We start from the raw sequence: 26,733 nt of genomic DNA, 5'->3' as shown, positions 1-26,733 counted from the left end.
ACAGATTTAGTGAAGGTTAGGCTGGGCGCCCTGGCCCTTTTCATCGATGAGATAACCGCGCCGGAAGCGATCCAGCCGGAAGGCCGTTGCCGTTTCCTGCGGTGCACCCCGCGCCAGAAGATGGGCGAAGCAGAAACCGGAAGCGGGCGTCGCCTTGAAGCCGCCATAACACCAGCCGGCATTGAGATAGAGATTGTCGATAGGGGTCTGGTCGATGATCGGCGAACCATCCATCGACATATCCATGATGCCGCCCCAGGAGCGCAGCACCCGGACGCGCGAGAGCGCCGGTATCATCGCCTTGCCTGCCTCCGCGACATGTTCGACCGTCGCCAGATTGCCGCGCTGGGCATAGGAATTGTAGCCGTCTATATCGCCGCCGAAGACGAGGCCGCCCTTGTCCGATTGCGAGACGTAAAAATGGCCGGCCCCGAAGGTGACCACGCCATCGATGAAGGGCTTCAGCCCCTCAGACACGAAAGCCTGCAGCACATGGCTTTCGATCGGCAGTTTCAGCCCGGCCATGGCGGCCACCTGCGAGGAATTGCCGGCTGCCGCGAGCGCCAGCTTGCCGCAGCCGATGAAGCCCTTGGCGGTTTCCACACCCACGACACTGCCGTTTTCGCGGCGAATGCCGGTTACCTCGCAGCCCTGAATGATATCGACGCCGCGGCTGTCCGCGCCGCGCGCATAACCCCAGGCGACGGCATCGTGACGCACGGTGCCGCCGCGTCTTTGCAGCAGGCCGCCCTGCACCGGAAAGCGGGCATTGTCGAAATCGAGGAACGGCAGCATGGCCTTGACTGCGGCGCGGTCCAGCAATTCGGCGTCGACGCCGTGCAGCCGCATGGCGTTGCCACGCCTTGTATAGGCGTCGCGCTGGGCATCCGAATGATAGAGGTTCAGCACGCCGCGCTGGGAAACCATGGCGTTGAAGTTGAAATCCTGCTCCAGCCCTTCCCACAGCTTCATCGAAAGCTCGTAGAAGGGATTGTTACCCGGCAGCAGATAATTGGAGCGAATGATCGTGGTGTTACGGCCGACATTACCGGAGCCGATGTAGTTTTTTTCCAGCACCGCGACATTGGTGACGCCGAATTCTTTCGCAAGATAATAGGCCGTCGCCAACCCGTGTCCGCCGCCGCCAACGATGATGACGTCATAATGCGGTTTCGGAGACACCTCCCGCCAGGCGGGTTTCCACGCCTTGTTGCCGAAAAGGCCGTTCTTGAAAATGGAAAAGGCGGAATAGCGCATCTGCGTACCTCGAACGATATCGCGCAAGCTTACCGGCGTCGTTCGAAAGGGAATTGCAAATAAGGGACATAATGATTTAAAAAAGAGACATGACGACCATCGAGCAGAAGAATGTCCAGCGCATTGGTTTCATCCTGGTTCCGAATTTCGCGCTGATGTCTTACGCCTCGGCGGCGGAGCCATTGCGCGCCGCCAATCTGATCGCCGGAACCGATCTTTACGATGTGGTTCCGCTTTCTTTCGATGGCGAGGCTGTCAGAAGTTCTTCCGGCATCATTGTCGGCTGCGAGGCACTCGCCACCGCAGGCGAGAGATGCCACACGATCTTCGTCTGCGCAGGGGGCGGGCCGCAGGACTGGACCGTTGCGGAAAATTCCTACGGCACGTTAAGGCGGCTGGCGCGGCAGGGTGTCCGGATCGGGGGCATTTCCAGCGGCGCTTATGTGCTGGCGGCGGCGGGATTGCTGGAAAACCGCGATTTCACCATTCACTGGGAGCATGCGCCGGTGCTGAAAGAGGCCTTCGACCATCTCACGCCCCGGCAGGCGCGGTTTGTTTTCGACGGGGATCGCATCACCTGCGCCGGCGGCGTCGCGCCACTCGACATGATGCATGCGATGATTTCGCAGAGAATGGGCGCTCATTTTGCGCGGCGTGTCAGCGACTGGTATCTGCATACGGCCGTGGCCGAACCCGGCGCGCCGCAACGGGGTTCCGCCGCCGAGCGCCATGGCACCAACCATCCGGCCCTGCTGGCCGTGCTGGAAAAAATGGAAACGACCATTGAAAGCCCGCTCGACCGGCAGACCATGGCGAAACTGGCGGGAACCAGCGCGCGCCACCTCGACCGGCTTTTCGCAACCCATCTGAAAACGACATTTCTGGAAACATACCGCGCGATCCGTCTCGATCACGCCCGGCGGCTGCTGGAGCAAAGCCCGCTCTCCATTGCCGAAGTGGCCTTCGCCACCGGCTTCTCAAGCGCCGGGCATTTTTCGGGAAGCTTCAAGGCCCGGTTCGGCCATACCCCAAATACAATGCGGCAAAGATTTCCTCCGAATTAAAATAGTTTTCCTGTAAGGAAGGGAAAACACGATAATGCCGGAGGATATCATGGTGAAGGATACCACCAAAACCGAAACTGCGCAGTTCCTGTCGCAGGATCCGCATGCCATCCGCGAGCCAAGGGTCAACAATCTGGAAATGGCGATTGGCCATGAGGTGCGCGCCTATCGCAAGAAACTCGGCATCACGGTCACCGATCTTGCATCGGCCACCGGCGTTTCCGTGGGCATGCTTTCCAAGATCGAAAACGGCAATATCTCGCCATCGCTCACGACGCTGCAGACGCTTTCAAAGGCGCTGGGCGTGCCGATCACGGCCTTCTTTCGCGGTTTCGAGGAGCCGCGCAGCGCCACCTTCGTCAAGGCGGGGCAGGGCGTGAATATCGAGCGCAGGGGCACTCGCGCCGGTCATCAATACAGCCTGCTCGGCCATATCGACAACAATACCAGCGGCGTCACCGTCGAGCCCTATCTCATCACGCTGACCAAGGATTCGGACGTGTTCCCGACCTTCCAGCATGAGGGAATGGAGTTTCTCTACATGCTGGAAGGCGAGGTGGTTTACCGCCACGGCGAGCAGCTTTTCACCATGCAGGCCGGCGACAGCCTGTTTTTCGACGCCGATGCGCCGCATGGGCCGGAGGAATTGGTGAAGCTTCCCGCCCGTTATCTGTCGATCATTTCCTATCCGCAAAGGCGGCTGGGCAATGATTGATAATTTGCCTTAGAAGAAAAAAATATTCCTGATAGTTGACGGAATGGAATTCCATATGTTAGCCCTTCATTCAGAAACGAATGGAGGTGCCTGTCGATGTGCGGCATTGTTGGACTATTCCTGAAAGACAAAAGCCTTGAACCGCAGCTGGGCGCGCTGCTTTCGGACATGCTCGTCACCATGACCGATCGCGGCCCGGATTCGGCCGGCATCGCGATCTACGGAAGCGCTGCCAATGGCCGGGCGAAAGTGACGATCCAGTCGGCCGATCCGACCGCCGATTTTTCCGGCCTCGCCGAAGCGCTGAAGGAAAGCGGCGTCGATGCCGTGGTCACGGTGAAAAGCACTCATGCTGTTCTCGATATTCCCGCCGAAAAACTGGATGGTATCCGTCCGGTTCTTTCCGCAATCCGCCCGAATGTGCGTGTGATGGGTTCCGGCGACAGCGTCGAAATCTACAAGGAAACCGGTCTTCCGAAGGATGTCGTCACCCGTTTTGACGTGCGCTCCATGGCGGGCACCCATGGCATCGGCCACACCCGCATGGCGACGGAATCGGCGGTGACGACGCTTGGCGCGCATCCCTTCTCCACCGGCGCAGACCAGTGCCTGGTGCATAATGGCTCGCTTTCCAACCATAATAATCTGCGCCGCGAACTGGTGAGCGAGGGCATGGTCTTCGAGACCCAGAACGACTCGGAAGTCGCCGCCGCCTATCTCACCGCGGAAATGGCCAAGGGCAAGGATCTGGGCGAGGCGCTGACCGGCGCGCTCGATGATCTCGATGGTTTCTTCACTTTCGTCGTCGGCACCAAATCCGGTTTCGGGGTGGTGCGTGATCCTATCGCCTGCAAGCCTGCTGTCATGGCCGAGACCGACCAATATGTCGCTTTCGGCTCTGAGTATCGCGCTCTGGTCAATCTGCCCGGCATTGAAAATGCCCGCGTCTGGGAGCCGGAACCGGCGACCGTCTATTTCTGGGACCATGAAAAGGCCGCCTGAGACCCGTCATCGGCGCCTGTTTTGAAAGTCATAATCCATGCCAGTTTTCGATCTCTCCCACACGCCGCTGCGTGAACTCAACAAGGCGCTCCACGGTCTTTCCTCGGGCGCAAACGACACCGAATTCGAGGTCGTCAATCCGCGCGGCCACCATGCCGTGGCGGTTGGCATCGACAGCCCCGTCACCGTCGATGTGCATGGTTCGGTCGGTTATTATTGCGCCGGCATGAATGATGGCGGCAACGTCACCGTGCACGGCTCGGCCGGGCCGGGTGTCGCTGAGAACATGATGTCCGGCACGGTCGTCATCGAGGGCGACGCCTCGCAATATGCCGGCGCCACAGGCCGCGGCGGGCTTCTGGTCATCAAGGGCAATGCCGCCTCCCGCTGCGGCATTTCCATGAAGGGCATCGATATCGTCGTGAAGGGCAATATCGGCCATATGTCGGCCTTCATGGGCCAGTCCGGCCATCTCGTCGTCTGCGGCGATGCGGGCGATGCGCTTGGCGATTCCCTTTATGAGGCGAAGCTTTTTGTGCGCGGTTCGGTGAAGAGCCTGGGTGCCGATTGCATCGAGAAGGAGATGCGACCCGAACATCTCGAAAAGCTCGCCGAACTTCTGGAAAAGGCCGGCGTCACGGATGTCAGCCCTGACGAGTTCAAGCGCTACGGCTCGGCCCGCACGCTCTACAATTTCAACATCGACAACGCCGACGCGTATTGAGGCGAGGGATATTCCGATGAGCTATCACAACCCCTTCACCCCGCCGCGCAAATCCGCAACTTTCGATGACCATACACTGGCGGAAATCCGCCGCGCGGCTGCGACCGGCATCTATGATATTCGCGGCGCGGGCACTAAGCGCAAGGTGCCGCATTTCGACGATCTCCTGTTTCTCGGCGCGTCCATCTCGCGTTATCCGCTCGAGGGTTATCGCGAGAAATGCGATACGACAGTTACACTCGGCACGCGCTTCGCGAAGAAGCCGATCACGTTGAAAACGCCGATCACCATTGCCGGCATGAGCTTCGGCGCTCTGTCAGGCAACGCCAAGGAAGCGCTCGGCCGGGGCGCGACAATCGCCGGCACCTCCACCACGACCGGCGATGGCGGCATGACGGATGAGGAGCGTGGCCACAGCCAGACGCTGGTTTATCAGTACCTGCCCTCCCGTTACGGCATGAACCCGAAGGATCTGCGCCGTGCGGACGCCATCGAGGTCGTCGTCGGTCAGGGCGCGAAACCGGGCGGCGGCGGCATGTTGCTCGGTCAGAAGATTTCCGATCGCGTCGCCAATATGCGCAACCTGCCGAAGGGCATCGATCAGCGTTCCGCCTGCCGTCACCCTGATTGGACCGGCCCGGATGATCTGGAAATCAAGATCCTCGAACTGCGCGAAATTACCGACTGGGAAAAGCCGATCTATATCAAGGTCGGCGGCGCGCGGCCCTATTACGACACGGCGCTGGCGGTGAAGGCCGGTGCGGATGTGGTGGTGCTGGATGGCATGCAGGGTGGCACGGCGGCCACGCAGGATGTCTTCATCGAAAATGTCGGCATGCCCACGCTTGCCTGCATTCGCCCCGCCGTGCAGGCGCTTCAGGATCTCGGCATGCACCGCAAGGTGCAGCTCATCGTCTCCGGCGGTATCCGTTCGGGTGCGGATGTCGCCAAGGCGCTGGCGCTGGGTGCCGATGCGGTCGCTATAGGCACTGCGGCGCTGGTGGCGCTGGGCGACAATGATCCGAAATGGGAAGACGAATACCAGAAACTCGGCACCACGGCCGGCGCTTACGATGACTGGCACGAGGGCAAAGACCCCGCCGGCATCACCACGCAGGATCCGGAGCTTGCCGCTCGCCTCGATCCCGTGGCCGCCGGCCGCCGTCTTGCCAATTACCTGAAGGTCATGACGCTCGAGGCGCAGACCATCGCGCGTGCCTGCGGGAAGAACCATCTCCACAATCTGGAGCCGGAAGATCTGGTGGCGCTGACGATGGAGGCTGCCGCCATGGCGCAGGTTCCGCTGGCGGGAACCAACTGGTTCCCGGGCAAAGGCAGCTTTTAAGCCATAAGAACGGACGGGCGCATTTGGGAGGATGTGCCCGTCTTTTTTCGATGAAGTGTCTGATATTCAAAAAAAGGGGAATGACGTGACACTGGACCTCTCCAAATTTGCTGCCGAAAAGGGCATCAAATATTTCATGATCAGTTATACCGATCTCTTCGGCGGCCAGCGCGCCAAGCTGGTTCCCGCAGAAGCGATTGCCGATATGCAGAAGGATGGCGCGGGTTTTGCGGGCTTTGCCACCTGGTTCGATCTGACGCCCGCCCATCCCGATCTTTTTGCCGTGCCCGACGCCTCCTCGGTCATCCAGCTTCCGTGGAAAAAGGATGTCGCCTGGGTCGCCGCCGATTGCGTGATGGAAGACCAGCCGGTGGAACAGGCGCCGCGCGTGGTGCTGAAAAAGCTCATCGCTGAGGCGGCAAGCGAAGGGCTCAGGGTCAAGACCGGCGTGGAGCCGGAATTTTTCCTGATTTCGCCGGATGGTGCGAAAATCTCCGACGAATACGACACGGCGGAAAAGCCCTGCTACGACCAGCAGGCGGTGATGCGCCGTTATGATGTCATTGCCGAGATTTGCGATTACATGCTGGAGCTGGGCTGGAAGCCCTACCAGAACGACCATGAGGATGCGAACGGCCAGTTCGAGATGAACTGGGAATATGACGACGCACTGCAGACCGCAGACAAACATTCCTTCTTCAAATTCATGGTCAAATCCGTCGCCGAAAAACACGGGCTGCGCGCCACCTTCATGCCGAAGCCTTTCAAGGGCCTGACCGGCAATGGCTGCCATGCCCATATTTCGGTCTGGGACCTCGACGGCAAGGTCAACGCCTTTGCTGACAGGGAAATGCCGTTCGGTCTGTCGGCCAAGGGCAAGACGTTTCTCGGCGGCATCATGAAACATGCGTCGGCGCTTGCGGCCGTCACCAATCCGACGGTCAATTCCTACAAACGCATCAACGCGCCGCGCACCATTTCCGGCGCGACCTGGGCGCCGAATACAGTGACCTGGACCGGCAATAACCGCACCCATATGGTGCGCGTGCCGGGGCCGGGACGGTTCGAACTGCGCCTGCCGGATGGAGCCGTGAACCCCTATCTGCTGCAGGCCATCATCATCGCCGCCGGCCTTTCCGGTGTCCGTTCCAAGGCCGATCCCGGTCCGCACTACGATATCGACATGTACCGCGAGGGCCACAAGGTCACGGATGCACCGAAGCTGCCGCTCAACCTTCTCGATGCGCTGCGCGAATATGAGAAGGATGCGGAATTGCAGCAGGCGCTCGGCACTGAATTCTCCAAGGCCTATCTGAAGCTCAAGCAGGGCGAGTGGAACAGCTATTGCTCGCAATTCACCGCATGGGAGCATCAGACCACCCTCGACGTCTGAGCCCGGTTTTCCCCGCCGCCCTTGCGGCTTTTCCCCGCGCTGATCAAAAGCGCGGGGTTTTTCGCTAAAGCGCGTCGCGTCCAATCTGATTCATGCCACGCGCTTTAGATCTTTGTTTTTAAGCATGTCTTGGTCCCAAAACCGCTGCACGCTTTCGGGAGACATGCTTTATCGATGACGGAAAGAGTGCCAGATGACGAACTTCGTCCTGACCGTGACATGCAAATCCACCCGCGGCATTGTCGCCGCCCTTTCAGGCTTTCTCGCTGAGAAGGGATGCAACATCGTTGACAGTTCGCAATTCGACGATCTCGGTACCGGCCGTTTTTTCATACGCGTCGGTTTCATTTCCGAGGAGGGTGCGACACGCGACGCCTTGATGGCCGGGCTTGCTCCGATCTCGGAAAAATTCGGCATGGAGGTGGCGCTGCACGATCAGGCAGAGCGGATGAAGGTTCTTTTGATGGTGTCGCGCTTCGGCCATTGCCTCAATGACCTGCTCTATCGCTGGCGCATCGGGGCGCTGCCGATCGATATTGTCGGTGTGGTTTCCAATCATTTCGATTATCAGAAAGTCGTCGTCAATCACGACATTCCGTTCCACCACATTCCGGTGACGAAAGAGAACAAGCCGCAGGCCGAAGCCCGGATCATGGAGATCGTGGAAAGTTCGGGTACGGAACTCATCGTGCTGGCGCGTTACATGCAGGTGCTTTCCGACAGGATGTGCGAGGCGATGTCGGGCAGGATCATCAATATCCACCACTCCTTCCTGCCGTCCTTCAAGGGGGCCAACCCTTACAAGCAGGCCTATCAGCGCGGTGTGAAGCTGATTGGCGCGACGGCGCATTATGTGACCGCCGATCTGGACGAGGGGCCGATCATCGAGCAGGATACCGTGCGTATCACCCACGCCCAGTCGGCCGAGGATTACGTGTCGCTTGGCCGCGACGTGGAGGCGCAGGTGCTGGCGCGTGCCATCCACGCCCATATTCACCGTCGTGTATTCCTGAACGGCAGCCGAACCGTGGTGTTTCCCCCCGGTCCCGGCTCTTACGCTTCGGAAAGAATGGGATGAGCATTCTGCGTGAGCCGTGCTGATGTTGCCTTAAGCAGAGCACGGCGCTAAATAAGCTGGTACGCCATAATACAAAAGCCATTTCCCGCTTTGTTCGTAACTGCGTTGCAACGAAACGGGAGGTGTCAAACGAGGTGATACCATGACAGATGCTTCGCACGGAACTGCCATTCGCGTTGAGCGCCCGACAAAGACGCTGAGGGAACTCGCTCTCGACAAGGTCCGTGACGCCATCGTGAACGGTTATTTCCGCCCGGGCGACCGTCTGGTGGAGCGCGATCTCTGCGCCCAGCTCGGCGTTTCCCGCACCATCGTCCGTGAGGTCCTGCGGCATCTGGAATCCGAGGGGCTGGTGGCGAATTTGCCGAACAAGGGCCCGATGGTCGCGATGCTCGATCTCGATGAGGCGAAGCAGATCTATGAAATTCGCGGTGCGCTGGAAGGAATGGCGGCGCGCCTTTGTGCGGAGCGCCGCGATCCTGCCATCGTGGAAGCGCTCGAAACGTCGCTCAGTCATATCCGCGAAAGCTATGTCGAAAGGGATATGCCGGGCGTTCTGGCGCATACCTCGTCCTTTTATCAGACGCTGTTCAGCAAGATCGACCGTCATGTCGCCTGGGGCGTCGTCAACCTGCTGACGGTGCGGATCAACCATCTTCGTTCGATGACGATCAAGACGAAAAGCCGCGATACCGAAGGTCCGGCGCAAATGGAAAAGATCGTCGAAGCCATCCGGCAGGGGGATGGAGACGCCGCTTACAAGGCGGCTCTGGACCATGTCGCGAGCGCAAGCGCGATTGCGGAAGCTGTTCTCATCGCCCAGAAGAGCGGCAAAGAGTAACCTCTCCCGCCTCGTGTGCGGCTAAAATTTCCGACGCAGTATCTAGCCTGCGTCGGCACCTATCCCCGCAAGCGTGGTTTGCAACATTTCCCGAACGGCAGCTACCAAATCGTTGAGCGGCTGGTCGTCGCGATAAAATGACGCCGCCGTCCGGACACGCCGGTAAAGCGTATCGGTGCCGGGCGCACGGCCGCCTTCGTCTGGCTGCATGTCGTAAGCCTGCGCGGCGCTCATGATCTCGATTGCGAGAATGGTTTCCAGATTGCCGATAATCGAAAGCGTCTTGTCGGCGGCGGCGGTGGCATGTGTCAGTATATCCTCCTGCAAGGCGGAGGTGATGCCGCCATCGAGGCTGGCGGGGGCGGCGAGGCGGCGGTTTTCCGCGGCAAGCGCTGCGGCCGTGTACTGGATGATCATGAAACCGGAACAGACACCGTCACTTTCCGCCAGAAAGGCGGGCAGCCCGCTGACAAGCGGGTTGACGAGCCGGTCGATACGTCGCTCGGAAATCGCTGCGAGTTCGGCTGCGGCCGTCGCCAGCCCATCCATGGCAAGCCCGAGCGCCGCACCGACAGCATGGGCCTGGGAATGGACCTCGGGCGACTGTGGCGTGCCGCCGACGACCGGGTTGTCCGTGACGCTTGCGAGCTCGCGGTCTACGACGTCGGCGATCTGCGCGACGCTGTCGCGAACGGCGCCATGCACCTGCGGCACGGCGCGCAGGCTGAGCGGATCCTGCGTGCGCGATCCGGCCGACCGGGCAAGAAGCGGGCTTGCCGCCAGAAGCTGGCGCAGGTTTGCGCCGACGGTCTGGATGCCGGGCGAGCTGCGCAGTGCCAGCGGCCCTGCGGCGAACGGATCGGCCTGCGCACCAAGGTTTTCATAGCTCATTGCCGCTGCCGCATCGGCCCAGTCAAGGAGCGAAGTCGTGCGGGCAAGCGCGAGGCTGGCGAGGCCGGTGGCGCAGGGTGTGCCGTTGACGAGGCTGAGCCCCTCCTTCGCCTGCAGAACCATGGGTTCGAGGCCGAGCTTTTCGAGCCCCTGCCTGCCGCTGATGAGTTCGCCGCCGTGGCGGGCCTGGCCTTCGCCGATCAGCACCAGCCCTATCGCCGCGGCATGGGTGAGGTAACCCACCGAGCCCTTTGATGGAATAACGGGAAGAATATCGCCATTCAGCAGGGCGAGCAGCGCTTCGACCGTCTTGACCTGCACGCCGGAATAACCATGCGCGAAGTTGTTGATCTGGGCGGCCATTATGGCGCGCGTTTCTTCGCGCCCGAGCGGTTCTCCGACGCCGCAGGAATGGCTGAGCAGGATGTTGCGGGAGAGGGCCTGCTGCTGCGGGATATCAACGATCACATCGCAGAGTGCGCCGACACCCGTATTGATGCCGTAACCGCGCACCCGTTTTTCGACGAGTGCATCGACGATGGCGCGGGCTTCGGCAATGCGCCGCCACGCTTTATCCGACAGGGAAAGCGTGGCGCCCTTTGCAACAGCGGCGATCTCCTGCCAGGTGAGGGCACGATCGATGGTGATCGTATCAGCCATGCTGGCCTTCTCCCGCACCCGTGCGGCGCTCCACGAAACGGGCGACATAGTCGTTTGCGGGGCTGTTGAGAATCTGGTCCGGTGTTCCCACCTGCACCAGTTTGCCGTCCTTCAGGATCGCGATCTGCGCGCCGATGCGGAGCGCCTCGTCGAGATCGTGGGTGATGAAAACGATGGTCTTGTGCAGGTTCTTTTCGAGCTGCAGCAACTGGTCCTGCATGTCGGCGCGGATCAGCGGGTCGAGCGCCGAAAAGGCCTCGTCCATCAGGATGACGTCAGTATCGGCCGCCAGCGCGCGGGCCAGACCGACGCGCTGCTTCATGCCGCCGGAAAGCTGGTGCGGAAACTTGTCCTCATAGCCAGAAAGGCCGACGGTCTCGATCCACTTCATGCCGATGGGCCGCGCGTCGGCCTTGGTCAGCCCGCGCACGCGCTGGCCATAAACGACGTTCTGCAACACGGTGCGGTGCGGCATCAGGCCGAAATTCTGGAACACCATGCTGACGCGCCGGTTGCGGAAGTCGCGCAGATCTTTCGGTTTCAGCGCGAGAACATTGTCGTCGCCGACGAGAATCTCGCCGCTTGTCGGTTCGATAAGGCGGTTGATGTGGCGCACAAGGGTCGACTTGCCGGAGCCGGAGAGGCCCATGATCACGAAAATGCGGCCGCCGGCTATATCGAGGCTGACATTGTCGAGCCCGACGCTGCATCCCGTCTTTGCCAGGATGTCGCTTTTCTCCGCGCCCTGCTGCGCCATGGCGAGCGCGGCCTTCCAGTTGCCGCCGAAGATCTTGGACACGTTGCGGATATGGATATCAGTCATTGCCCATTTCCTTTCGGCTGGATCGGCCAAAACCCTGGGTGATACGATCGAGCACGATTGCGAGAATAACGATGCCGAGACCCGCTTCGAGGCCCTTGCCGACATCGAGCGTCTGGATGCCGTTCAGCACCTGCTCACCGAGGCCGCGCGCGCCGATCATCGAGGCGACGACGACCATGGAGAGCGCCATCATGATCGTCTGGTTGAGGCCGGCCATGATCGTGGGCGTGGCGAGCGGCAATTCGACGCCGAAGAGGATTTGTCGCGGGCTGCCGCCAAATGCGGTTGCCGCCTCCACCACTTCCCGGTCTACCTGCCGGATGCCGAGATCGGTCAGGCGGATCAGCGGCGGCACGGCGTAAACGATGGTGGCAAGCACGGCCGGAACCTTGCCGAGGCCGAAAAGCATGATGGCGGGAATGAGGTAGACGAAGCTCGGCATGGTCTGCATGACGTCGAGCACCGGCAGGGTGATGCGCCTTGCCCACTCGCTTTTGGCAAGCAGGATGCCCATGGGCACGCCGATGACGATGGAGATGAGGCTGGCAATCAGCATCAGCGCCAGCGTCTGCATTGTCAGGTCCCAGAGACCGAGCGCGCCGACGATGAAAAGCATCACCGCCACCATGATGACGAGCGAAATCTTCTTCGCCGCGAACCAGGCGAGCACCAGGAAGACCAGAAAAATGACCCACCACGGCAGACCGCGCAGCACCCATTCCACGAAGAGGATCGCCTGCAGGATCGTCTGCGATATCGCCTTGAAAACGGAGCCGTAATTCACCACCAGCGAACGCACGATCTCATTGATCGGGCCTCGGATGGAAATATGGAAAACTTCAGGAAACATTGGTGTCGTCCTCGCGCCTGCCGACCCCATGTCCGGTAGCCGGCCCCTGTCCTGACGGGAAAATGCGCGCCGGAAGCCCGGCGCGCCTGCGATGTTTACTTGACGGCGGCTTCGATCCGCGCCTTGGCGTCCGCAGAAACCCAGCTGCCCCAGATATCGGCCTTGGTCTGAAGGAAGGTCTTTGCGGCGGCTGTCGCATCGACCTGCTTGTCGGTCATGTAGGCGAGGCTGGAGTTGATCTCTGTCAGCGGGAATGTCGCCTTTTCAAGGATCGCGATGATGTCCGGCGCTTCCTTCGCAAAGGTGCTGTTCACGCCATAGGCCACCTCGACGGAGGGGAAGGCGCAACCGGCGTCGCGCTTTCCATCGGCGCTCGTCAGTTCCTTCCAGCAGGCGTCGCTATAGGCCGGCTCCTGCAACTGGATGAGCTTGTATTTGCCCATGATTGCCGTCGGGCTCCAGTAATAGAACAGCATCGGCTCGCCCTGGAGATAGGCGGCGGCGATGGCGGCATCGAGAGCGGTGCCGGTGCCGGGGCGGAAGTTCACATAGTTTGCTTCCAGCTTGTAGGCTTGCAGCTTGGCGGTGTTGACGCCTTCGCAGGTCCAGCCCGAGGGGCAATTGAGGAAGCGGCCCTTGGTCGGCTCTTCCGGATCCTTGAACAGTTCGACGATCTTCGGGTCGGAAAGCTGGTCGACGCTCTTCAGGTCCGGAGCCTTGGCTTCGATGCCTTTTGCCGGGTCGCCCTTGACCAGATATTCCGGCACGAACCAGCCTTCGGCGGCGCCAACGAAGGTCTTGCCGACCGATGTTACCTGCCCGGCTTCCGCAGCCTTGTTCCAGACGTCGGAGCGGCCGATCCACTCTTCAGCGAAGATCTGCACGTCGTTATTGGCGGTCGCCTGTTCCAGCGTCACGGAGTTGCCGGGAATGGAATCGACCTTGCAATCATAGCCCTTGGAGAGGATTTCCTTCATGACTTCGGTGATGAAAGCACCGCTTTCCCAGTCGATGCCGGCGAAGGTGATGGTCTTTCCAGCGGCGCAGTAGCCTTCCGCTCTCGCGGACCCGGCATAGGCTCCAATGATGAGCGCGGTGGTGGCCAGCGCGATTTTCAGCTTTGAATTCAGCATTGCATTCCCCTTTTGGTTTGATGATTGGCAAGTTGCTGGCATGCGTTTTGTGGTTTCGGCCGGGCGTGCCCTGGGCAGATATCTACCCCTGAGCCCGGCGGTCATTGGTGCATTTCATGTCCCGTCGAAATCGGCGGCCGGGCGTTCGTCGAATCAATATGGAATTCGATGTTCACCCTGGAGCGGCGGGTTGGAAGTTCACTATACAACTTTGAGAAATTCATATGCTTCACGCGCATTGGCCATTCCGAGTCGAAGGCGTATGCGGTTGGCGGGTTCTGGCAAGGGCAGTCTTTCAGCGCATATTGCGCGGCCGAGCCGTCAAGCATAGCTTCGGCACCGGTATGGCAGTTCCTGCCGTTGCGCTGGGCGGGCATTCGAATATCGCCCCGACTATCGGCGGGAGACTTGCGGCCGCTGGAGATCGAGTCTTCGCTTGCCATTATTTTCCCCTCAAGTTGTATATGTAACTTCACACATTTGCGAAAGACAAGCAAGATAGGATGTGATAATTTTGTGCTTGCGCGGATTCTGGCTGCGTTTTGTGCAGTCGCCTGATTTTTAGGAGTTTCAATGCTGCCCGTCACCGAAAACGAGTTTCCTGTCTCGGGCGATCGCTCCTCCCTGCCGCTGTATGAGCGGGTGAAAGAACAGATCAAGGAAAAGATCGCCAGCGGCGAGTGGTTGACCAACCACAGGATACCCTCCGAAAACGAGATCGTCGACATGCTGGGTGTCAGTCGCATGACGGCAAACCGCGCCCTGCGGGAGCTGGCAACCGAGGGGGTGATCGTTCGCGTGCAGGGGCGCGGCTCTTTTGTCGCCCCGAAAAAGCGAAGCGCCGGCATGATGGGCGTGCGCAACATCGCCGACGAGATCAAGGAGCGCGGTTCGACGCATCGGCCGAGCCTGATCCTCGCCCAGACGGAAGTTTGCGGTCCCGATCTCGCAACGGCGCTGGAGATCGCCGTGGGAGCGAAGGTTTTTCACTCCATCATCGTGCACCACGAAGACGATGTGCCGATCCAGCTCGAAGATCGCTTCGTTAATGCGGAGATCGCTCCGGATTATCTGATGCAGGATTTCAATACGCTCACCCCGAATGCCTATCTAACGGCGGCAGCACCAATTTCGCGGACCGAGCAATTCATCGAGGCGGCATCGCCCCAGCCCTGGGAATGCAAATTGATGGCCATCAGCCGAAACGAGCCTTGCCTTCTCGTGCGCCGCAGAACCTGGTCGTCGAGCCGTGCAGTCACGTCCGTACGGCTGCTCTATCCGGGTTCCCGATATCGGCTTGAAAGTCAGGAATAGAGGCCGCCGGCCTCGGCTGCCCTGATCTTCCGGGACATTATCGCCATATCGGGCGGCCACTTGCGCATCCAGCCCGGCTGATGACGCCCCGGTCAAATCTGTCCCATTTCCCCGGCTCCAATCGTTGCTTGCCAAGTGCAATCGGTTGCCCGTAGCGCTCGACTTATCGGCGACGACAATCCCTCAAAATTCAACTGCTCGCCCTTGCGGGATTACGGTACTTGACAGTCATATATTATGGCATACCATAAGCCATCATATTTACGGAGAGAGCGCTGATGTCCATCCAGATCCGCAAGACCCTGCTGCAGGTCGAAACGACGTTGATTGAGGGGGGCAAGGCTGCCGCAGCGCCGTTGAAGCTGTTCGCCGCCATTGCGGTTGTTAAAAATCCGTGGGCGGGCAAAGGTTTCGTCGCCGATCTGAAGCCGGAAATTCACGCAGGCGCGCCGGCGCTTGGCGAGTTGCTGACGAAGATGATCCTTGACGCCGTCGGTTCCGGCGAGGCGGTGGAGGCCTATGGCAAGGCGGCCGTCGTGGGGCTGGATGGGGAGATCGAACATGCTTCCGCGCTCATTCATACGCTGCGCTTCGGCAATCACTATCGTCAGGCGGTCGGCGCCAAATCCTATCTCGCCTTCTGCAACACGCGCGGCCCCGGCAATGCGCCGATCATGATCCCGCTGATGGACAAGAATGATGAAGGCCGCCGTTCGCATTATCTGACGATCCAGACGGCCATTCCCGATGCTCCGGCGGCCGACGAGATCGTGGTCGCGCTCGGTGCTTCCGTTGGCGGCCGGCCGCACCACCGCATCGGCGACCGTTATCAGGATCTGAAGGATCTCGGTCAGGATGTCGCCAATCCGGCCGGCGTTTGAGGCGCACACCAATGCAAAGGGTCGCCGACACGTCACGGGTCAATGGTGCAAAGGCAGGCGCCGGCACGCTCCCCCGGAAAACGACCGGAGGCGGGGCCGCCTATTTCGACGCCGGCGCAGGCGAGGACTTGATCCTCATCCACGGTGTTGGAATGCGGCTCGAAGCCTGGACGCCGCAGATCGAGGTGTTTTCGAGGACGCACCGCGTCATCGCGGTCGATATGCCGGGCCACGGCGGCAGCGAACGTCTTGCGGCCGGCAGCACTCTTGAGGATTTCGTCGGCTGGTTCGGCCGGTTTCTCGACGACATGCGGATAGAGCGCGCCAATGTCGCCGGGCATTCCATGGGGGCGCTGATTTCCGGCGGGGCAGCCGCGATGCTTGGAGATCGCATAGCGCGTGTCGGGTATCTGAATGGTGTTTATCGCCGCGACCCCGTTGCGAAGGCGGCGGTGCTTGCGCGTGCGGCGGCGATCCGCACCACGGGCGTGGACAAGGAAGGCCCCTTGCTGCGCTGGTTCGGCGATGATCTGAAAAGCCGGCACGCGCGGGAATTGACGAGAGGCTGGCTGGAAATGGTCGATCCGGAAGGTTACGCGGTCGCCTATACCGCCTTTGCGGGCGGGGACGAGACCTATGCCGACCGCTGGCCTTTAGTCACCTGCCCGGCGCTTTTTCTGACCGGTTCGGACGATCCGAACTCCACGCCCCTGATGGCGGAGCAGATGGCGGCGATCACGCCGCGCGGTTATGCCCGTATCGTCGAGGCACACCGGCATATGGTCAATCTGACCGCACCCGAAACCGTCAATGCACTGATGGCCGAATGGCTGGCTTTAGAGGAGGAGCCGCAATGACCGTTGCAACCCTTGACCCGCGCGCCCTGCGCGACGCATTCGGCGCCTTCGTGACGGGGGTGACGATTGTTACCACCCGCGACGAAGCCGGAAAGCCGGTGGGTTTCACCGCAAATTCCTTCACCTCGGTCTCGCTCGATCCGCCGTTGCTGCTGATCTGCCTTGCTCGCAGCTCACGCAATTTCGCGACGATGACGGGTGCGAAAAATTTCGCCGTCAATATTCTGTCGGAAGGTCAGAAGGATCTGTCCAATACGTTCGCCCGGCCGGTGGAAGATCGTTTCGCCGCCGCCATCTGGTCGGATGCGCCGGCAGGCTCACCGGTCTTTACCGATGTTGCGGCCTGGTTCGAATGTTCGATGCAGGAGGTTATCGAGGCCGGAGACCACGTCATTTTGCTCGGTCGCATCGACGCTTTCGAGAATAGCGGTCTGAACGGCCTCGGTTATGCGCGCGGCGGTTACTTCACGCCGATGCTGGCCGCAAAGGCACTTTCGGCTGCGGCAGAGGGTGAAATCGCTGTCGGCGCGGTTCTTGAGCGTCGTGGCGAGATTTACCTCGTCGGCGAGGATGTGCTGTCGCTGCCCGGCTGCGTCGTGGCGGGCGGCGATCCGGTCGCGGCGCTAACGGCGCGGCTGGAAGAGCTCACCGGACTGACGGTCAGAACGGGTTTTCTTTACTCGGTTTATGAAAACAAGGCGGATGGGCGTCAGCACATCGTCTACCACGCGCTTGCGGATGGGGACGATGCGCCGCGCCAGGGCCGTTTTCTGTTGCCCGGCGCGCTGGCTTCGGCAAAGTTCGATTCCGGCGCGACGGCGGACATTGTCAACCGGTTCGCGCTGGAAAGTTCAATCGGCAATTTCGGTGTCTATGTCGGTAACGAGACTGCCGGTAGGGTCCATCCCATCTCGATGAAGGCGGCAAACCCATGAAATTCTCCCTCTTCGTCCATATGGAACGGCTGGACGCCTCGCAGGATCACAAGACGCTCTACGAGGAGTTCGTGAGGCTTTGCGAAATCGCCGATCGCGGCGGCATGCATGCCATCTGGACCGGCGAACATCACGGCATGGATTTCACCATTGCCCCGAACCCGTTCGTGACGATCGCCGATCTTGCCCGGCGCACCAGGACGGCGCGTCTCGGCACTGGTACGGTGATTGCGCCCTTCTGGCACCCGATCAAGCTTGCAGGCGAAGCCGCGATGACCGACCTCATCTGCGACGGCCGTCTCGATATCGGCATCGCGCGCGGTGCTTACTCGTTTGAATATGAGCGGCTGCTTCCGGGCCTTGATGCCTGGGGGGCTGGCCAGCGCATGCGCGAGCTGATCCCGGCTGTCAAAGGTGTGTGGGCGGGGGACTATGCGCATGACGGCGAGTTCTACAAATTTCCGGCCACCACCTCCGCTCCCAAGCCATTGCAGCAGCCCTTCCCGCCGATCTGGGTGGCGGCGCGCGATCCGAATTCGCATGAATTCGCTGTCGCCAATGATTGCAACGTGCAGGTGACGCCACTCTGGCAGGGCGATGACGAGGTGGAAACCCTGATGGGCCGCTTCAACGATGCCTGCGCCAAGAACCCGGAAAAACAGCGGCCGAAAATCATGTTGCTCCGCCACACCTATGTCGGTTCCGATGAAGCCGATATCGCTCAGGCGGCGCATGAGATGAGCGTCTATTACAATTACTTCTTCGCCTGGTTCAAAAACGAAAAGCCGATCCATCAGGGGCTGATCGAGCGTATTGCGCCCGAAGACATCGCCGCCAACGCGATGCTTTCCACCGATGTCATGCGAAAGAACAATGTCGTCGGCAATGCCGATGAGGTGATTAGCCGGCTTAAAGCTTACGAGGCCATGGGCTATGACGAATATTCCTTCTGGATCGATACGGGCATGAGCTTCGAGCGTAAGAAGGCCTCGCTGGAGCGCTTCCTTTCCGATGTCATGCCGGCTTTCGGGGAGTAACGCGATGCGCAGTTTCCAGTGCTATATCGACGGACGTTTCGAAGATGGCGAGGCGCGTTTCGCAAGTCTCGATCCCGCAAGCGGCGCTGCATGGGCCGAAATGCCGGAAAGCCGCGAGGCCGATGTCGGCCGTGCGGTCGAGGCCGCGCATCGGGCGCTTTACGAAGATGCAGGCTGGTCGAAACTGACGGCGACACAGCGTGGCAAGCTGCTCTACCGGCTCGCCGATCTGGTCACTGAGAATGCGAAGACGCTTGCCGAACTCGAAACCCGCGATACCGGCAAGATCATCCGGGAAACCTCCGCGCAGATTGCCTATGTCGCGGATTATTATCGTTATTATGCGGGTCTGGCCGACAAGATCGAGGGCGCCTATCTGCCGATCGACAAGCCGGATATGGATGTCTGGCTGCGGCGCGAACCCGTGGGCGTCGTGGCGGCCATCGTGCCGTGGAACAGCCAGCTGTTTCTCGCCGCCGTCAAGATCGGTCCCGCACTCGCGGCCGGCTGCACCATTGTCGTCAAGGCCTCGGAAGATGGGCCGGCACCCCTTCTGGAATTCGCCCGGCTGGTGCATGAGGCCGGTTTTCCCGCCGGCGTCGTCAATATCGTCTCCGGCTTCGGCGCATCCTGCGGCACGGCGCTCACCACCCATCCGAAGGTGGCTCATATCGCCTTTACCGGCGGTCCGGAAACGGCGCGTCATATCGTGCGTAATTCGGCTGAAAACCTTGCCTCAACCTCGCTGGAACTCGGCGGCAAGTCGCCGATTCTCGTTTTTACCGATGCCGATCTCGAGAGCGCTGCCAATGCGCAGGTGGCGGGCATTTTTGCCGCGACCGGCCAGAGCTGCGTCGCCGGTTCGCGGCTGATCATCGAAAGAAGCGTCAAGGATCGGTTCCTCGAGATTCTGAAGGCGAAGGCTGAGGCGATCCGCATCGGCTCGCCGCTGGATATGGCGACGGAAGTAGGCCCGCTGGCGACGGAGCGCCAGAGAAAGCATATCGTTTCTCTGGTTTCCGCCTCCGTGGACGCGGGCGCCAAGGTTGTCACAGGCGGTGCGCCGGTAGACGGCGACGGTTATTTCTATCGGCCAACCATTCTCGATTGCGACGGCATTCGTTCGCCATCGATGGAGAAAGAGTTCTTCGGCCCCGTCCTCTCGGTCGTTTCGTTTGAAACCGAAGCGGAAGCCATCGCGCTGGCCAATGACACGGTCTATGGGCTTGCCTCCGGTGTCTTCACGCAGAACCTGACGCGCGCCCACCGTCTGATGAAGGCGATCCGGGCCGGCATCGTCTGGGTGAATACCTACCGTGCGGTTTCGCCGATTGCGCCTTTCGGCGGATTCGGCCTGTCGGGCGACGGACGCGAGGGCGGGCTTGCGGCGGCGCTCGATTACACGCGCACCAAGACCATATGGCTGCGCACCTCCGATGACCCGATCCCCGATCCCTTTGTGATGCGGTGAGCCCATGTTTTACGAAATCCGCACCTACCGGCTGAAGAACGGCGCCATTCCCGCCTACCTCAAGGTGGTCGAGGAAGAGGGCATCGAAATCCAGAAGAGCCATCTCGGCGAACTGGTGGGTTACTTCTTTTCCGAGATCGGCCCGATCAATGAGATCGTTCATATCTGGGCCTTTTCGAGCCTGGATGACCGCGAGGAACGGCGCGCACGGCTGATGGCCGATCCGCGCTGGTTGTCCTTCCTTCCGAAGATCCGCGACCTCATCGAAGTCGCTGAAAACAAGATCATGAAACCGGCGCGGTTTTCACCGCTCAGGTGAAATGCGCCGGTCGCGACGTGCATACCAACAAGAAGCTCTAAAACGGAGTAAGGGAACATGAAATTGAAACTGGTATTGACGACATGCGCCGCTCTTTTTGCCCTTGGTGCATCTGCTGAGGCGAATGATCTGGTTTTCTCCAGCTGGGGAGGAACCACGCAGGACGCCCAGAAGGCGGCCTGGGCTGAAAAATTCATGGTATCGACCGGCATTAACGTGGTGCAGGACGGTCCGACGGACTACGGCAAATTGAAAGCCATGGTCGAGGCGAACGGCGTGACCTGGGATGTGGTCGATGTCGAGGGCGATTATGCCGCGCAGGCCGGCCCGAAAGGCCTGTTGGAGAAGCTCGATTTTGCCGTCATCGACAAGACCAAGCTCGATCCGCGTTTCGTGACGGATTACTCCGTCGGCAGCTTTTATTATTCCTTCGTCATAGGCTGCAATGTCGATGCCGTGGCCGCCTGCCCGAAGAGCTGGGCGGATCTGTTCGATACCGCGAAATTTCCCGGCAAGCGAACCTTCTACAAATGGTCGGCGCCGGGTGTGATCGAGGCCGCCCTTCTGGCCGATGGCGTGGCCGCCGACAAGCTTTATCCGCTCGATCTCGACCGCGCTTTCAAGAAGCTCGATACGATCAAATCCGATATCATCTGGTGGTCCGGCGGTGCGCAGTCGCAGCAGTTGATTGCATCTGCGGAAGCGCCTTTCGGCAGCGTCTGGAACGGCCGCATGACGGCGCTTGAAAAAAGCGGCGTGAAGGTGGAAACCTCCTGGCAGCAGAACATCACCGCGGCGGATTCCCTCGTCGTTCCCAAGGGAACGAAGAACAAGGATGCGGCGATGAAGTTCATTGCGCTCGCCACCTCTGCGCAGGCGCAGGCGGATATGGCGACCGCGACGGGCTATGCGCCGGTCAATATCGAATCCGCCACGCTGATGGATCCGGAAACCGCCAAGACCCTGCCGGACCAGCAGACGGAAAGCCAGGTCAATGCCGATATGAACTACTGGGCGCAGCATCGCGACGAGATCGGCGAGCGCTGGTACGCCTGGCAGGCGAAGTAAGATAACGGCGCGGGCCGCGACAGGCGCCCGCGCGATTTTCCACGTCCAGGAGGTTTGGGCATGGTCTCGCTTACCGATGAAACAGTCAGCCCGAAAGCGAAGGTGCGGACGCCTTTCCGGCCCGGCAATTTTACGGCTACCCTGCCGGCGCTTGTCCTGCTTGTCCTGTTCTTCGTCGTTCCGGTTCTGATCCTGCTGTCGCGCAGCGTCACCGAACCCGTCCTCGGATTGGGCAACTATGCCGCCCTGCTGGGAAGCTCAACCTATCTGAAAATCTTCTTCAATACCTTCGCGGTGTCGGCGCTGGTAACTGTCGTGTCGCTGGCGATCGGCTTTCCCGTCGCCTGGGCGCTCGCCATCATGCCGGCGCGGCTCGCTTCCATCGTCTTTGCCATATTGCTCCTGTCGATGTGGACCAATCTTCTGGCGCGCACCTATGCGTGGATGGTGCTGTTGCAGCGCACGGGGGTGGTGAACAAGACGCTGATGGGGCTCGGCATCATCGATCAGCCTCTGGCGCTGGTCAACAATCTTACCGGCGTAACGATAGGCATGACCTATATCATGCTGCCCTTCATCATCATTCCGCTCTATGGCGTCATCCGCAAGATCGATCCGGCCATTCTTCAGGCGGCGGCCTTGTGCGGGGCGACACGCTTTCAGGCGCTAACCCGCATCCTTATTCCGCTGGCAGCGCCCGGCATGATTTCCGGCGCGCTGATGGTCTTCGTCATGTCGCTCGGTTATTTCGTCACCCCCGCGCTGCTCGGCGGCACGGCGAACATGATGCTGGCCGAACTCATTGCGCAATTCGTGCAGTCGCTGGTCAACTGGGGCATGGGCGGGGCGGCCGCACTGGTGCTGCTGGTGGTGACGCTGACGCTTTACGCCATCCAGCTCAAATTTTTCGGCGCGGCCGGGGTAGGGGGGCGCTGACATGCTTTTGAACTATAACAGCCTCGGCCTCTGGAAATGGCTGCTCCTCCTGATCACGCTGCTGACGACGGCATTTCTCGTTCTGCCCATCGTTTTCATCGCAGCGCTGTCCTTCGGCTCGTCGCAATGGCTGATCTTTCCGCCGCCCGGCTGGACATTGAAATGGTATGCGGATTTCTTCGCCGATCCGCGATGGCTGGAGGCCGCCTGGACCAGCCTGCGCATCGCTCTGATGGTCACGGTGCTGTCCGTGCTGATCGGTCTTGTCGCCTCCTTCGGGCTGGTGCGCGGCCGTTTCATCGGGCGTAACACGCTTCGCGCGCTGTTCATGACGCCGATGATCCTGCCCGTCGTGGTGCTGGCGGTGGCGCTTTACGCCTTTTTTCTGAAACTTGGCCTTGCCGGCACCACTGCCGGTTTCGTTATCGCCCATCTCGTCGTGGCGCTGCCTTTTTCCATTCTGGCGTTGACCGGCGCGCTCGAGGGTTTCGACAAATCGATTGAGGATGCGGCGGTGCTGTGCGGCGCAAGCCCGTTGCAGGCGAAAATCCGCATCACGCTTCCCGCCATCAGCCACGGCCTGTTCTCGGCGGCGATCTTCTCCTTCCTTACCTCGTGGGATGAGGTGGTGTTGGCGATCTTCATGGCAAGCCCGACATTGCAGACGCTGCCGGTGAAAATCTGGGCAACGCTGCGTCAGGATTTGACGCCGGTTATTGCGGCCGCCTCCACGCTTCTCATCGCGGTGACCATCATTCTCATGCTGCTTGTCGCGGCTGTGCGAAAAGGACTGAAAACATGACCAAACCGCTCCTGCAGATTCGCGGCATCCGCAAGCAATACGGACCGGTCGTCGCCGTTCAGGACGTCAATCTCGACGTGCAGCCGGGCGAGTTCATGACATTTCTCGGGCCGTCCGGTTCGGGCAAGAGCACGACGCTTTATATCCTTGCCGGTTTCGAGCAGCCGACATCGGGCGATATTCTGCTGAACTGCGAAAGCCTGCTGTCGACGCCGTCGCACAAGCGCAATATCGGCATGGTCTTCCAGCGCTACACCCTGTTTCCGCATCTGTCGGTCGGCGAGAACATCGCCTTTCCGCTGAAGGTCCGCGGCAAGAGCAGGGCGGAAATCGATGCGAAGGTGAAGGAAATGTTGCGGCTTGTCCGTCTCGAAGGTTTCGAGGACAGAAAACCGGCGCAGATGTCGGGCGGTCAGCAGCAACGCGTGGCGCTGGCGAGGGCGCTTGCCTATGACCCGCCGGTGCTGCTGATGGATGAGCCGCTCTCGGCGCTCGACAAGAAGCTGCGCGAAGAAATCCAGTTCGAAATCCGCCGCATTCACCAGCAGACGGAAGTGACGATCCTCTACGTCACCCACGATCAGGAAGAGGCCTTGCGTCTTTCCGACCGGATCGCCGTGTTTTCCAAGGGGGTTATCGACCAGATCGGCACGGGGCCGGAGCTTTATGCCCACCCGGCGACCCGTTTCGTGGCTGAATTCATCGGCGACAGCGACTTCATCGCCTGCGATCTCCTCGCCGCCTCGGGCGGCAAGGCGACGGTTTCGCTCGGTCGGGATATCGTCTTCGATCATATTCCGATGCATGGCGAAGCCATGCCGGGAAAGAAGGCGGCGCTGATGCTGCGCCCGGAGCGGCTGCAGCTCAGCCGTAACCGGCCGGTCGCCGCCGCCGGTTTCCAGGCCACGGTCAGCGACATCACTTTCCTCGGCAACAATGTCCATGTGGTGGCCCATACCGGCTCGGGTGAGCCGCTTGCGGTGCGCCTGCCTTTCGGCCATGAGGCGATTTCCGGCCTCAGCCGTGGCGACCTCGTGCATCTCGCCTTCGATCCGGCCTCGGCGCAGGTCTTCTGTTGAGGAATGGGCCATGCATCTGAATGATCCCACACTCTTCGGCGAGAAAGTGCCGGTGGCAGGCCGCTGGGTCGGTTGCAATGGCCGTGAAACGGCGGCGATCCGCAATCCCGCGACCGGTGAGATCGTCGGGCGGGTTCCAGAGCTCGGCGCGAAGGAAACGAGAGAAGCGATCGCTGCGGCTGTGATTGCTCATAAGCAATGGGCCCGCCGCACCGCCGGCGAGCGTGCGAATATCCTGAAGGAATGGTTCCGGCTCGTCATGGAAAACCGTGGCGATCTCGGCATGATACTGACGCTGGAACAGGGAAAGCCGCTGGCGGAAGCAAAGGGTGAGATTGCCTATGGCGCAAGCTTCATCGAATGGTTTGCGGAAGAGGCGCGGCGGATCAATGGTGAGACAGTGCCCGGCCACCAGCCTGACAAACGCATTTTGGTTCTTCGCCAGCCCGTGGGCGTGGTTGCGGCCATCACGCCATGGAATTTCCCCAATGCAATGATCACCCGCAAGGCCGGCCCGGCGCTGGCCGCCGGCTGTGCGGTGGTGCTGAAACCGGCGCCGCAAACGCCGTTTTCTGCCATCGCCCTTGCCATCCTTGCAGAGCGCGCCGGCCTGCCGCTTGCGCTTTTCAGCATTTTGACGGGGCCAGCCGCAGAGATAGGCGCAGAAATGACGGCAAGCCCGGATATCCGCCTTCTGACCTTTACCGGCTCGACGCGCACGGGAGAGCATCTTTACCGGCAATGTGCGCCTACGATCAAGAAACTGGGGCTGGAACTCGGCGGCAATGCGCCCTTCATCGTCTTCGATGACGCCGATCTCGATGCCGCTGTCGAGGGCGCGATCCTCGCCAAATTCCGCAACAATGGTCAGACCTGCGTTTGCGCCAACCGTCTTTATGTGCAGAGCGGCGTCTATGATGCTTTCGCTGAAAAATTCGCTCGAGTCGTCGTTCGGTTGAAGGTTGGCAACGGGCTGGAGGAGGGAAGCATTCTCGGGCCTCTTATCGATGCAAACGCGGTCGCCAAAGTGGAGGCCCATATTGCCGACGCGCTTTCGAAGGGCGCCGAGATCGCCACCGGTGGCAAGAAGCATGCACTGGGCGGCAATTTCTTCGAGCCGACGATCCTGCGCAATGTCGATGCCGGCATGCAGGTGGCGCGTGAGGAAACCTTTGGGCCGCTTGCGCCGCTCTTCCGCTTCGAGGATGAGGCGGATGTGATTGCGCAGGCGAACAATACCGATTTCGGCCTCGCATCCTATTTTTATGCGCGCGATCTCTCGCGGGTCTTCCGGGTTGCCGAGGCGCTCGAATATGGCATGGTCGGTGTCAATACGGGAGCTATTTCCACCGCCGAGGCGCCTTTCGGTGGCGTCAAGATGTCGGGCCTCGGCCGGGAAGGCTCACGCCACGGCATCGAGGAATATACCGAGCTCAAATATGTCTGCATCGGTGGCGTCGGCTAAGGCCGGGCCGCGAAGAATGATGCCTATGCCAACAGCCCACGCATGATCAGCTCGAGATGTATTTTCAGGACGGCCTGTCTGTCCAGAATGCGTCGGTCGTTGAAAATCAGCCGAAACACCAATGTTCCGACCATGGGCGACATCACGACTTTGGCAAGTTCGGGAGGATTGGCCCTGAACCTTTTTTTCGCCACGCCCTCCTCGAGGATCGTATCGATGCGCGCAAAGACAGGCGCCATCAACGTGTCATGGTGCTGGTCGATGAGATCGGGAAATTTTGCGCCTTCCGCAAGGATCAAGCGGAACAGTTCCCGCATCTTCTTGTTGTCGACGAGTGCATCGAACAGGAATTCCAGCAGCAGGCGAAGCTCCTCGACCGGGTCGTCGGATGTATGCGTATAGGCCTTGAACGCCTCCTGGAATGGCAGGGAGGCATGCTTGACCATCGCTTCGAAGAGCGCCTCCTTGGTTTCGAAATAGACGTAGACCGTCCCTTTCGTCACCCCCACCCGTTCCGCGATGTCTTCCACCCGCGTCGCGGTAAATCCCCTTTTGGTGAATTCCTCGAATGCGGCATCGAGAATTTGCAACGGACGTTGTATCTTCTGTTCAGCACGTGTCAGTTTTGCTTTCGCCATGGCCCCGGATCCTTCTATTTTTTGACGCGTGCCCTTCTGTCCGTCGCGATTGGCGGAAATGAGAGATGGGTTTGCCTATAGCACCGGCGCAAAAACCGGAACGATTTTTGTGAAGGCGCGCGCATGCTTCACTATGCCGGAACATTGCCAATGCG

General features: G+C 60.4%; 27 protein-coding genes. 20 read left to right on the top strand and 7 right to left on the bottom strand.

All coding sequences use genetic code 11. The annotated features are described in order from the left end of the window. Nucleotides 1-6: 6 nt before the first annotated feature. A complete protein-coding gene (locus FGF54_RS19330) occupies nucleotides 7-1,257 on the bottom strand; it encodes a sarcosine oxidase subunit beta family protein (RefSeq protein WP_078052087.1) in 1,251 nt (416 codons plus the stop codon). A gap of 89 nt (nucleotides 1,258-1,346) precedes the next feature. Here FGF54_RS19330 and FGF54_RS19325 point away from each other — a divergent pair, with 89 nt between their 5' ends. From FGF54_RS19325 to FGF54_RS19290, 8 genes are all read left to right on the top strand, one after another. Beyond that, complete coding sequence (locus tag FGF54_RS19325; protein ID WP_078052086.1) at nucleotides 1,347-2,321, top strand: GlxA family transcriptional regulator; 975 nt, start codon at nucleotides 1,347-1,349, stop codon at nucleotides 2,319-2,321. Nucleotides 2,322-2,355: 34 nt separating this feature from the next. Further along, nucleotides 2,356-3,036, top strand: a complete 681-nt coding sequence (locus FGF54_RS19320; protein ID WP_168208191.1) for an XRE family transcriptional regulator — start codon at nucleotides 2,356-2,358, stop codon at nucleotides 3,034-3,036. A gap of 96 nt (nucleotides 3,037-3,132) precedes the next feature. Next, nucleotides 3,133-4,038, top strand: a complete 906-nt coding sequence (locus tag FGF54_RS19315; protein WP_078052085.1) for a glutamine amidotransferase family protein — start codon at nucleotides 3,133-3,135, stop codon at nucleotides 4,036-4,038. Between the two features lie 37 nt (nucleotides 4,039-4,075). Next, nucleotides 4,076-4,762 (top strand): GXGXG domain-containing protein, encoded by a 687-nt coding sequence (locus tag FGF54_RS19310; RefSeq protein WP_142780797.1) that lies wholly within the window; start codon nucleotides 4,076-4,078, stop codon nucleotides 4,760-4,762. Nucleotides 4,763-4,778: 16 nt separating this feature from the next. Beyond that, nucleotides 4,779-6,107, top strand: a complete 1,329-nt coding sequence (locus FGF54_RS19305) for an FMN-binding glutamate synthase family protein (RefSeq protein ID WP_078052083.1) — start codon at nucleotides 4,779-4,781, stop codon at nucleotides 6,105-6,107. 85 nt (nucleotides 6,108-6,192) lie between these two features. Continuing rightward, nucleotides 6,193-7,500 carry a type III glutamate--ammonia ligase gene (gene glnT / locus FGF54_RS19300; RefSeq protein ID WP_065656696.1) on the top strand — a complete coding sequence of 436 codons (1,308 nt, stop codon included), beginning with the start codon at nucleotides 6,193-6,195 and terminating at the stop codon, nucleotides 7,498-7,500. Between the two features lie 193 nt (nucleotides 7,501-7,693). Continuing rightward, entirely contained in the window at nucleotides 7,694-8,578 is an 885-nt protein-coding gene (gene purU / locus FGF54_RS19295; RefSeq protein WP_078052082.1) for a formyltetrahydrofolate deformylase, read from the top strand. Between the two features lie 142 nt (nucleotides 8,579-8,720). Further along, on the top strand, nucleotides 8,721-9,419 hold the full coding sequence (locus FGF54_RS19290) for a GntR family transcriptional regulator (protein WP_142780796.1): 699 nt from the start codon (nucleotides 8,721-8,723) through the stop codon (nucleotides 9,417-9,419). 42 nt (nucleotides 9,420-9,461) lie between these two features. On the opposite strand, the gene hutH is transcribed toward FGF54_RS19290, so the two are convergent. From hutH to FGF54_RS19265, 5 genes are all read right to left on the bottom strand, one after another. Further along, nucleotides 9,462-10,970, bottom strand: a complete 1,509-nt coding sequence (hutH, locus tag FGF54_RS19285) for a histidine ammonia-lyase (RefSeq protein ID WP_142780795.1) — start codon at nucleotides 10,968-10,970, stop codon at nucleotides 9,462-9,464. Then, nucleotides 10,963-11,793, bottom strand: coding sequence for a glycine betaine/L-proline ABC transporter ATP-binding protein (locus FGF54_RS19280; RefSeq protein WP_003519594.1), 831 nt, complete (start codon nucleotides 11,791-11,793; stop codon nucleotides 10,963-10,965). The genes hutH and FGF54_RS19280 overlap by 8 nt, the downstream gene beginning before the upstream one ends. Further along, a complete protein-coding gene (locus FGF54_RS19275; RefSeq protein WP_003519593.1) occupies nucleotides 11,786-12,643 on the bottom strand; it encodes a proline/glycine betaine ABC transporter permease in 858 nt (285 codons plus the stop codon). The genes FGF54_RS19280 and FGF54_RS19275 overlap by 8 nt, the downstream gene beginning before the upstream one ends. 95 nt (nucleotides 12,644-12,738) lie before the next feature. Next, entirely contained in the window at nucleotides 12,739-13,776 is a 1,038-nt protein-coding gene (locus tag FGF54_RS19270) for an ABC transporter substrate-binding protein (RefSeq protein ID WP_142780794.1), read from the bottom strand. A gap of 101 nt (nucleotides 13,777-13,877) precedes the next feature. Continuing rightward, a complete protein-coding gene (locus FGF54_RS19265) occupies nucleotides 13,878-14,219 on the bottom strand; it encodes a hypothetical protein (protein WP_142780793.1) in 342 nt (113 codons plus the stop codon). 130 nt (nucleotides 14,220-14,349) lie between these two features. Between FGF54_RS19265 and hutC the strand changes: the two genes are divergently transcribed. The 12 genes from hutC (at nucleotide 14,350) to FGF54_RS19205 (ending at nucleotide 25,940) form a co-directional block, all read left to right on the top strand. After that, nucleotides 14,350-15,090 carry a histidine utilization repressor gene (gene hutC, locus FGF54_RS19260; RefSeq protein ID WP_003519590.1) on the top strand — a complete coding sequence of 247 codons (741 nt, stop codon included), beginning with the start codon at nucleotides 14,350-14,352 and terminating at the stop codon, nucleotides 15,088-15,090. Nucleotides 15,091-15,368: 278 nt separating this feature from the next. Then, nucleotides 15,369-15,971, top strand: a complete 603-nt coding sequence (locus tag FGF54_RS19255; protein WP_142780792.1) for an amino acid synthesis family protein — start codon at nucleotides 15,369-15,371, stop codon at nucleotides 15,969-15,971. A gap of 11 nt (nucleotides 15,972-15,982) precedes the next feature. Beyond that, the gene (locus FGF54_RS19250; protein ID WP_142780791.1) at nucleotides 15,983-16,828 is read left to right on the top strand and encodes an alpha/beta fold hydrolase; all 846 of its coding nucleotides are present in this window, start codon (nucleotides 15,983-15,985) and stop codon (nucleotides 16,826-16,828) included. Then, complete coding sequence (locus FGF54_RS19245) at nucleotides 16,825-17,763, top strand: flavin reductase family protein (protein ID WP_142780790.1); 939 nt, start codon at nucleotides 16,825-16,827, stop codon at nucleotides 17,761-17,763. The genes FGF54_RS19250 and FGF54_RS19245 overlap by 4 nt, the downstream gene beginning before the upstream one ends. Further along, the gene (locus FGF54_RS19240; protein WP_142780789.1) at nucleotides 17,760-18,800 is read left to right on the top strand and encodes an LLM class flavin-dependent oxidoreductase; all 1,041 of its coding nucleotides are present in this window, start codon (nucleotides 17,760-17,762) and stop codon (nucleotides 18,798-18,800) included. The genes FGF54_RS19245 and FGF54_RS19240 overlap by 4 nt, the downstream gene beginning before the upstream one ends. Before the next feature lie 4 nt (nucleotides 18,801-18,804). Then, nucleotides 18,805-20,271: an aldehyde dehydrogenase gene (locus FGF54_RS19235; protein WP_142780788.1), complete on the top strand. Its 1,467-nt coding sequence runs from the start codon at nucleotides 18,805-18,807 to the stop codon at nucleotides 20,269-20,271. A 4-nt stretch (nucleotides 20,272-20,275) separates the two neighbouring features. Then, nucleotides 20,276-20,590: an NIPSNAP family protein gene (locus FGF54_RS19230; protein WP_065656547.1), complete on the top strand. Its 315-nt coding sequence runs from the start codon at nucleotides 20,276-20,278 to the stop codon at nucleotides 20,588-20,590. A 57-nt stretch (nucleotides 20,591-20,647) separates the two neighbouring features. Continuing rightward, complete coding sequence (locus FGF54_RS19225) at nucleotides 20,648-21,658, top strand: ABC transporter substrate-binding protein (protein WP_142780787.1); 1,011 nt, start codon at nucleotides 20,648-20,650, stop codon at nucleotides 21,656-21,658. A 60-nt stretch (nucleotides 21,659-21,718) separates the two neighbouring features. Then, nucleotides 21,719-22,594: an ABC transporter permease gene (locus tag FGF54_RS19220; RefSeq protein ID WP_142780786.1), complete on the top strand. Its 876-nt coding sequence runs from the start codon at nucleotides 21,719-21,721 to the stop codon at nucleotides 22,592-22,594. Between the two features lies 1 nt (nucleotide 22,595). Then, the gene (locus FGF54_RS19215; protein WP_127755521.1) at nucleotides 22,596-23,396 is read left to right on the top strand and encodes an ABC transporter permease; all 801 of its coding nucleotides are present in this window, start codon (nucleotides 22,596-22,598) and stop codon (nucleotides 23,394-23,396) included. Continuing rightward, nucleotides 23,393-24,475, top strand: a complete 1,083-nt coding sequence (locus FGF54_RS19210) for an ABC transporter ATP-binding protein (protein WP_142780785.1) — start codon at nucleotides 23,393-23,395, stop codon at nucleotides 24,473-24,475. The genes FGF54_RS19215 and FGF54_RS19210 overlap by 4 nt, the downstream gene beginning before the upstream one ends. Before the next feature lie 10 nt (nucleotides 24,476-24,485). Next, on the top strand, nucleotides 24,486-25,940 hold the full coding sequence (locus tag FGF54_RS19205) for an NAD-dependent succinate-semialdehyde dehydrogenase (RefSeq protein WP_142780784.1): 1,455 nt from the start codon (nucleotides 24,486-24,488) through the stop codon (nucleotides 25,938-25,940). A gap of 23 nt (nucleotides 25,941-25,963) precedes the next feature. On the opposite strand, the gene FGF54_RS19200 is transcribed toward FGF54_RS19205, so the two are convergent. After that, nucleotides 25,964-26,578, bottom strand: coding sequence for a TetR/AcrR family transcriptional regulator (locus FGF54_RS19200; RefSeq protein ID WP_059757763.1), 615 nt, complete (start codon nucleotides 26,576-26,578; stop codon nucleotides 25,964-25,966). Nucleotides 26,579-26,733: the final 155 nt, after the last annotated feature.

Origin of the sequence: Agrobacterium sp. T29 (assembly GCF_006970545.1) — a bacterium.
Taxonomy (GTDB): Bacteria; Pseudomonadota; Alphaproteobacteria; order Rhizobiales; family Rhizobiaceae; genus Agrobacterium; species Agrobacterium leguminum.
This window is presented reverse-complemented; position numbering and strand designations above follow the sequence as displayed.

Excerpts from the sequence above, each read along its gene's own strand:
- FGF54_RS19315 (WP_078052085.1), top strand. The coding sequence starts at position 3,133 with ATGTGCGGCATTGTTGGACTATTCCTGAAAGACAAAAGCCTTGAACCG.
- FGF54_RS19245 (WP_142780790.1), top strand. The coding sequence starts at position 16,825 with ATGACCGTTGCAACCCTTGACCCGCGCGCCCTGCGCGACGCATTCGGC.
- FGF54_RS19330 (WP_078052087.1), bottom strand. The coding sequence starts at position 1,257 with ATGCGCTATTCCGCCTTTTCCATTTTCAAGAACGGCCTTTTCGGCAAC.
- FGF54_RS19210 (WP_142780785.1), top strand. The coding sequence starts at position 23,393 with ATGACCAAACCGCTCCTGCAGATTCGCGGCATCCGCAAGCAATACGGA.
- FGF54_RS19265 (WP_142780793.1), bottom strand. The coding sequence starts at position 14,219 with ATGGCAAGCGAAGACTCGATCTCCAGCGGCCGCAAGTCTCCCGCCGAT.
- FGF54_RS19310 (WP_142780797.1), top strand. The coding sequence starts at position 4,076 with ATGCCAGTTTTCGATCTCTCCCACACGCCGCTGCGTGAACTCAACAAG.
- FGF54_RS19230 (WP_065656547.1), top strand. The coding sequence starts at position 20,276 with ATGTTTTACGAAATCCGCACCTACCGGCTGAAGAACGGCGCCATTCCC.
- FGF54_RS19215 (WP_127755521.1), top strand. The coding sequence starts at position 22,596 with ATGCTTTTGAACTATAACAGCCTCGGCCTCTGGAAATGGCTGCTCCTC.
- FGF54_RS19240 (WP_142780789.1), top strand. The coding sequence starts at position 17,760 with ATGAAATTCTCCCTCTTCGTCCATATGGAACGGCTGGACGCCTCGCAG.
- FGF54_RS19220 (WP_142780786.1), top strand. The coding sequence starts at position 21,719 with ATGGTCTCGCTTACCGATGAAACAGTCAGCCCGAAAGCGAAGGTGCGG.
- FGF54_RS19280 (WP_003519594.1), bottom strand. The coding sequence starts at position 11,793 with ATGACTGATATCCATATCCGCAACGTGTCCAAGATCTTCGGCGGCAAC.
- hutH (WP_142780795.1), bottom strand. The coding sequence starts at position 10,970 with ATGGCTGATACGATCACCATCGATCGTGCCCTCACCTGGCAGGAGATC.
- FGF54_RS19235 (WP_142780788.1), top strand. The coding sequence starts at position 18,805 with ATGCGCAGTTTCCAGTGCTATATCGACGGACGTTTCGAAGATGGCGAG.
- FGF54_RS19200 (WP_059757763.1), bottom strand. The coding sequence starts at position 26,578 with ATGGCGAAAGCAAAACTGACACGTGCTGAACAGAAGATACAACGTCCG.
- FGF54_RS19275 (WP_003519593.1), bottom strand. The coding sequence starts at position 12,643 with ATGTTTCCTGAAGTTTTCCATATTTCCATCCGAGGCCCGATCAATGAG.
- purU (WP_078052082.1), top strand. The coding sequence starts at position 7,694 with ATGACGAACTTCGTCCTGACCGTGACATGCAAATCCACCCGCGGCATT.
- FGF54_RS19325 (WP_078052086.1), top strand. The coding sequence starts at position 1,347 with ATGACGACCATCGAGCAGAAGAATGTCCAGCGCATTGGTTTCATCCTG.
- FGF54_RS19320 (WP_168208191.1), top strand. The coding sequence starts at position 2,356 with ATGCCGGAGGATATCATGGTGAAGGATACCACCAAAACCGAAACTGCG.
- FGF54_RS19205 (WP_142780784.1), top strand. The coding sequence starts at position 24,486 with ATGCATCTGAATGATCCCACACTCTTCGGCGAGAAAGTGCCGGTGGCA.
- FGF54_RS19305 (WP_078052083.1), top strand. The coding sequence starts at position 4,779 with ATGAGCTATCACAACCCCTTCACCCCGCCGCGCAAATCCGCAACTTTC.
- FGF54_RS19255 (WP_142780792.1), top strand. The coding sequence starts at position 15,369 with ATGTCCATCCAGATCCGCAAGACCCTGCTGCAGGTCGAAACGACGTTG.
- hutC (WP_003519590.1), top strand. The coding sequence starts at position 14,350 with ATGCTGCCCGTCACCGAAAACGAGTTTCCTGTCTCGGGCGATCGCTCC.
- FGF54_RS19290 (WP_142780796.1), top strand. The coding sequence starts at position 8,721 with ATGACAGATGCTTCGCACGGAACTGCCATTCGCGTTGAGCGCCCGACA.
- FGF54_RS19270 (WP_142780794.1), bottom strand. The coding sequence starts at position 13,776 with ATGCTGAATTCAAAGCTGAAAATCGCGCTGGCCACCACCGCGCTCATC.
- FGF54_RS19250 (WP_142780791.1), top strand. The coding sequence starts at position 15,983 with ATGCAAAGGGTCGCCGACACGTCACGGGTCAATGGTGCAAAGGCAGGC.
- FGF54_RS19225 (WP_142780787.1), top strand. The coding sequence starts at position 20,648 with ATGAAATTGAAACTGGTATTGACGACATGCGCCGCTCTTTTTGCCCTT.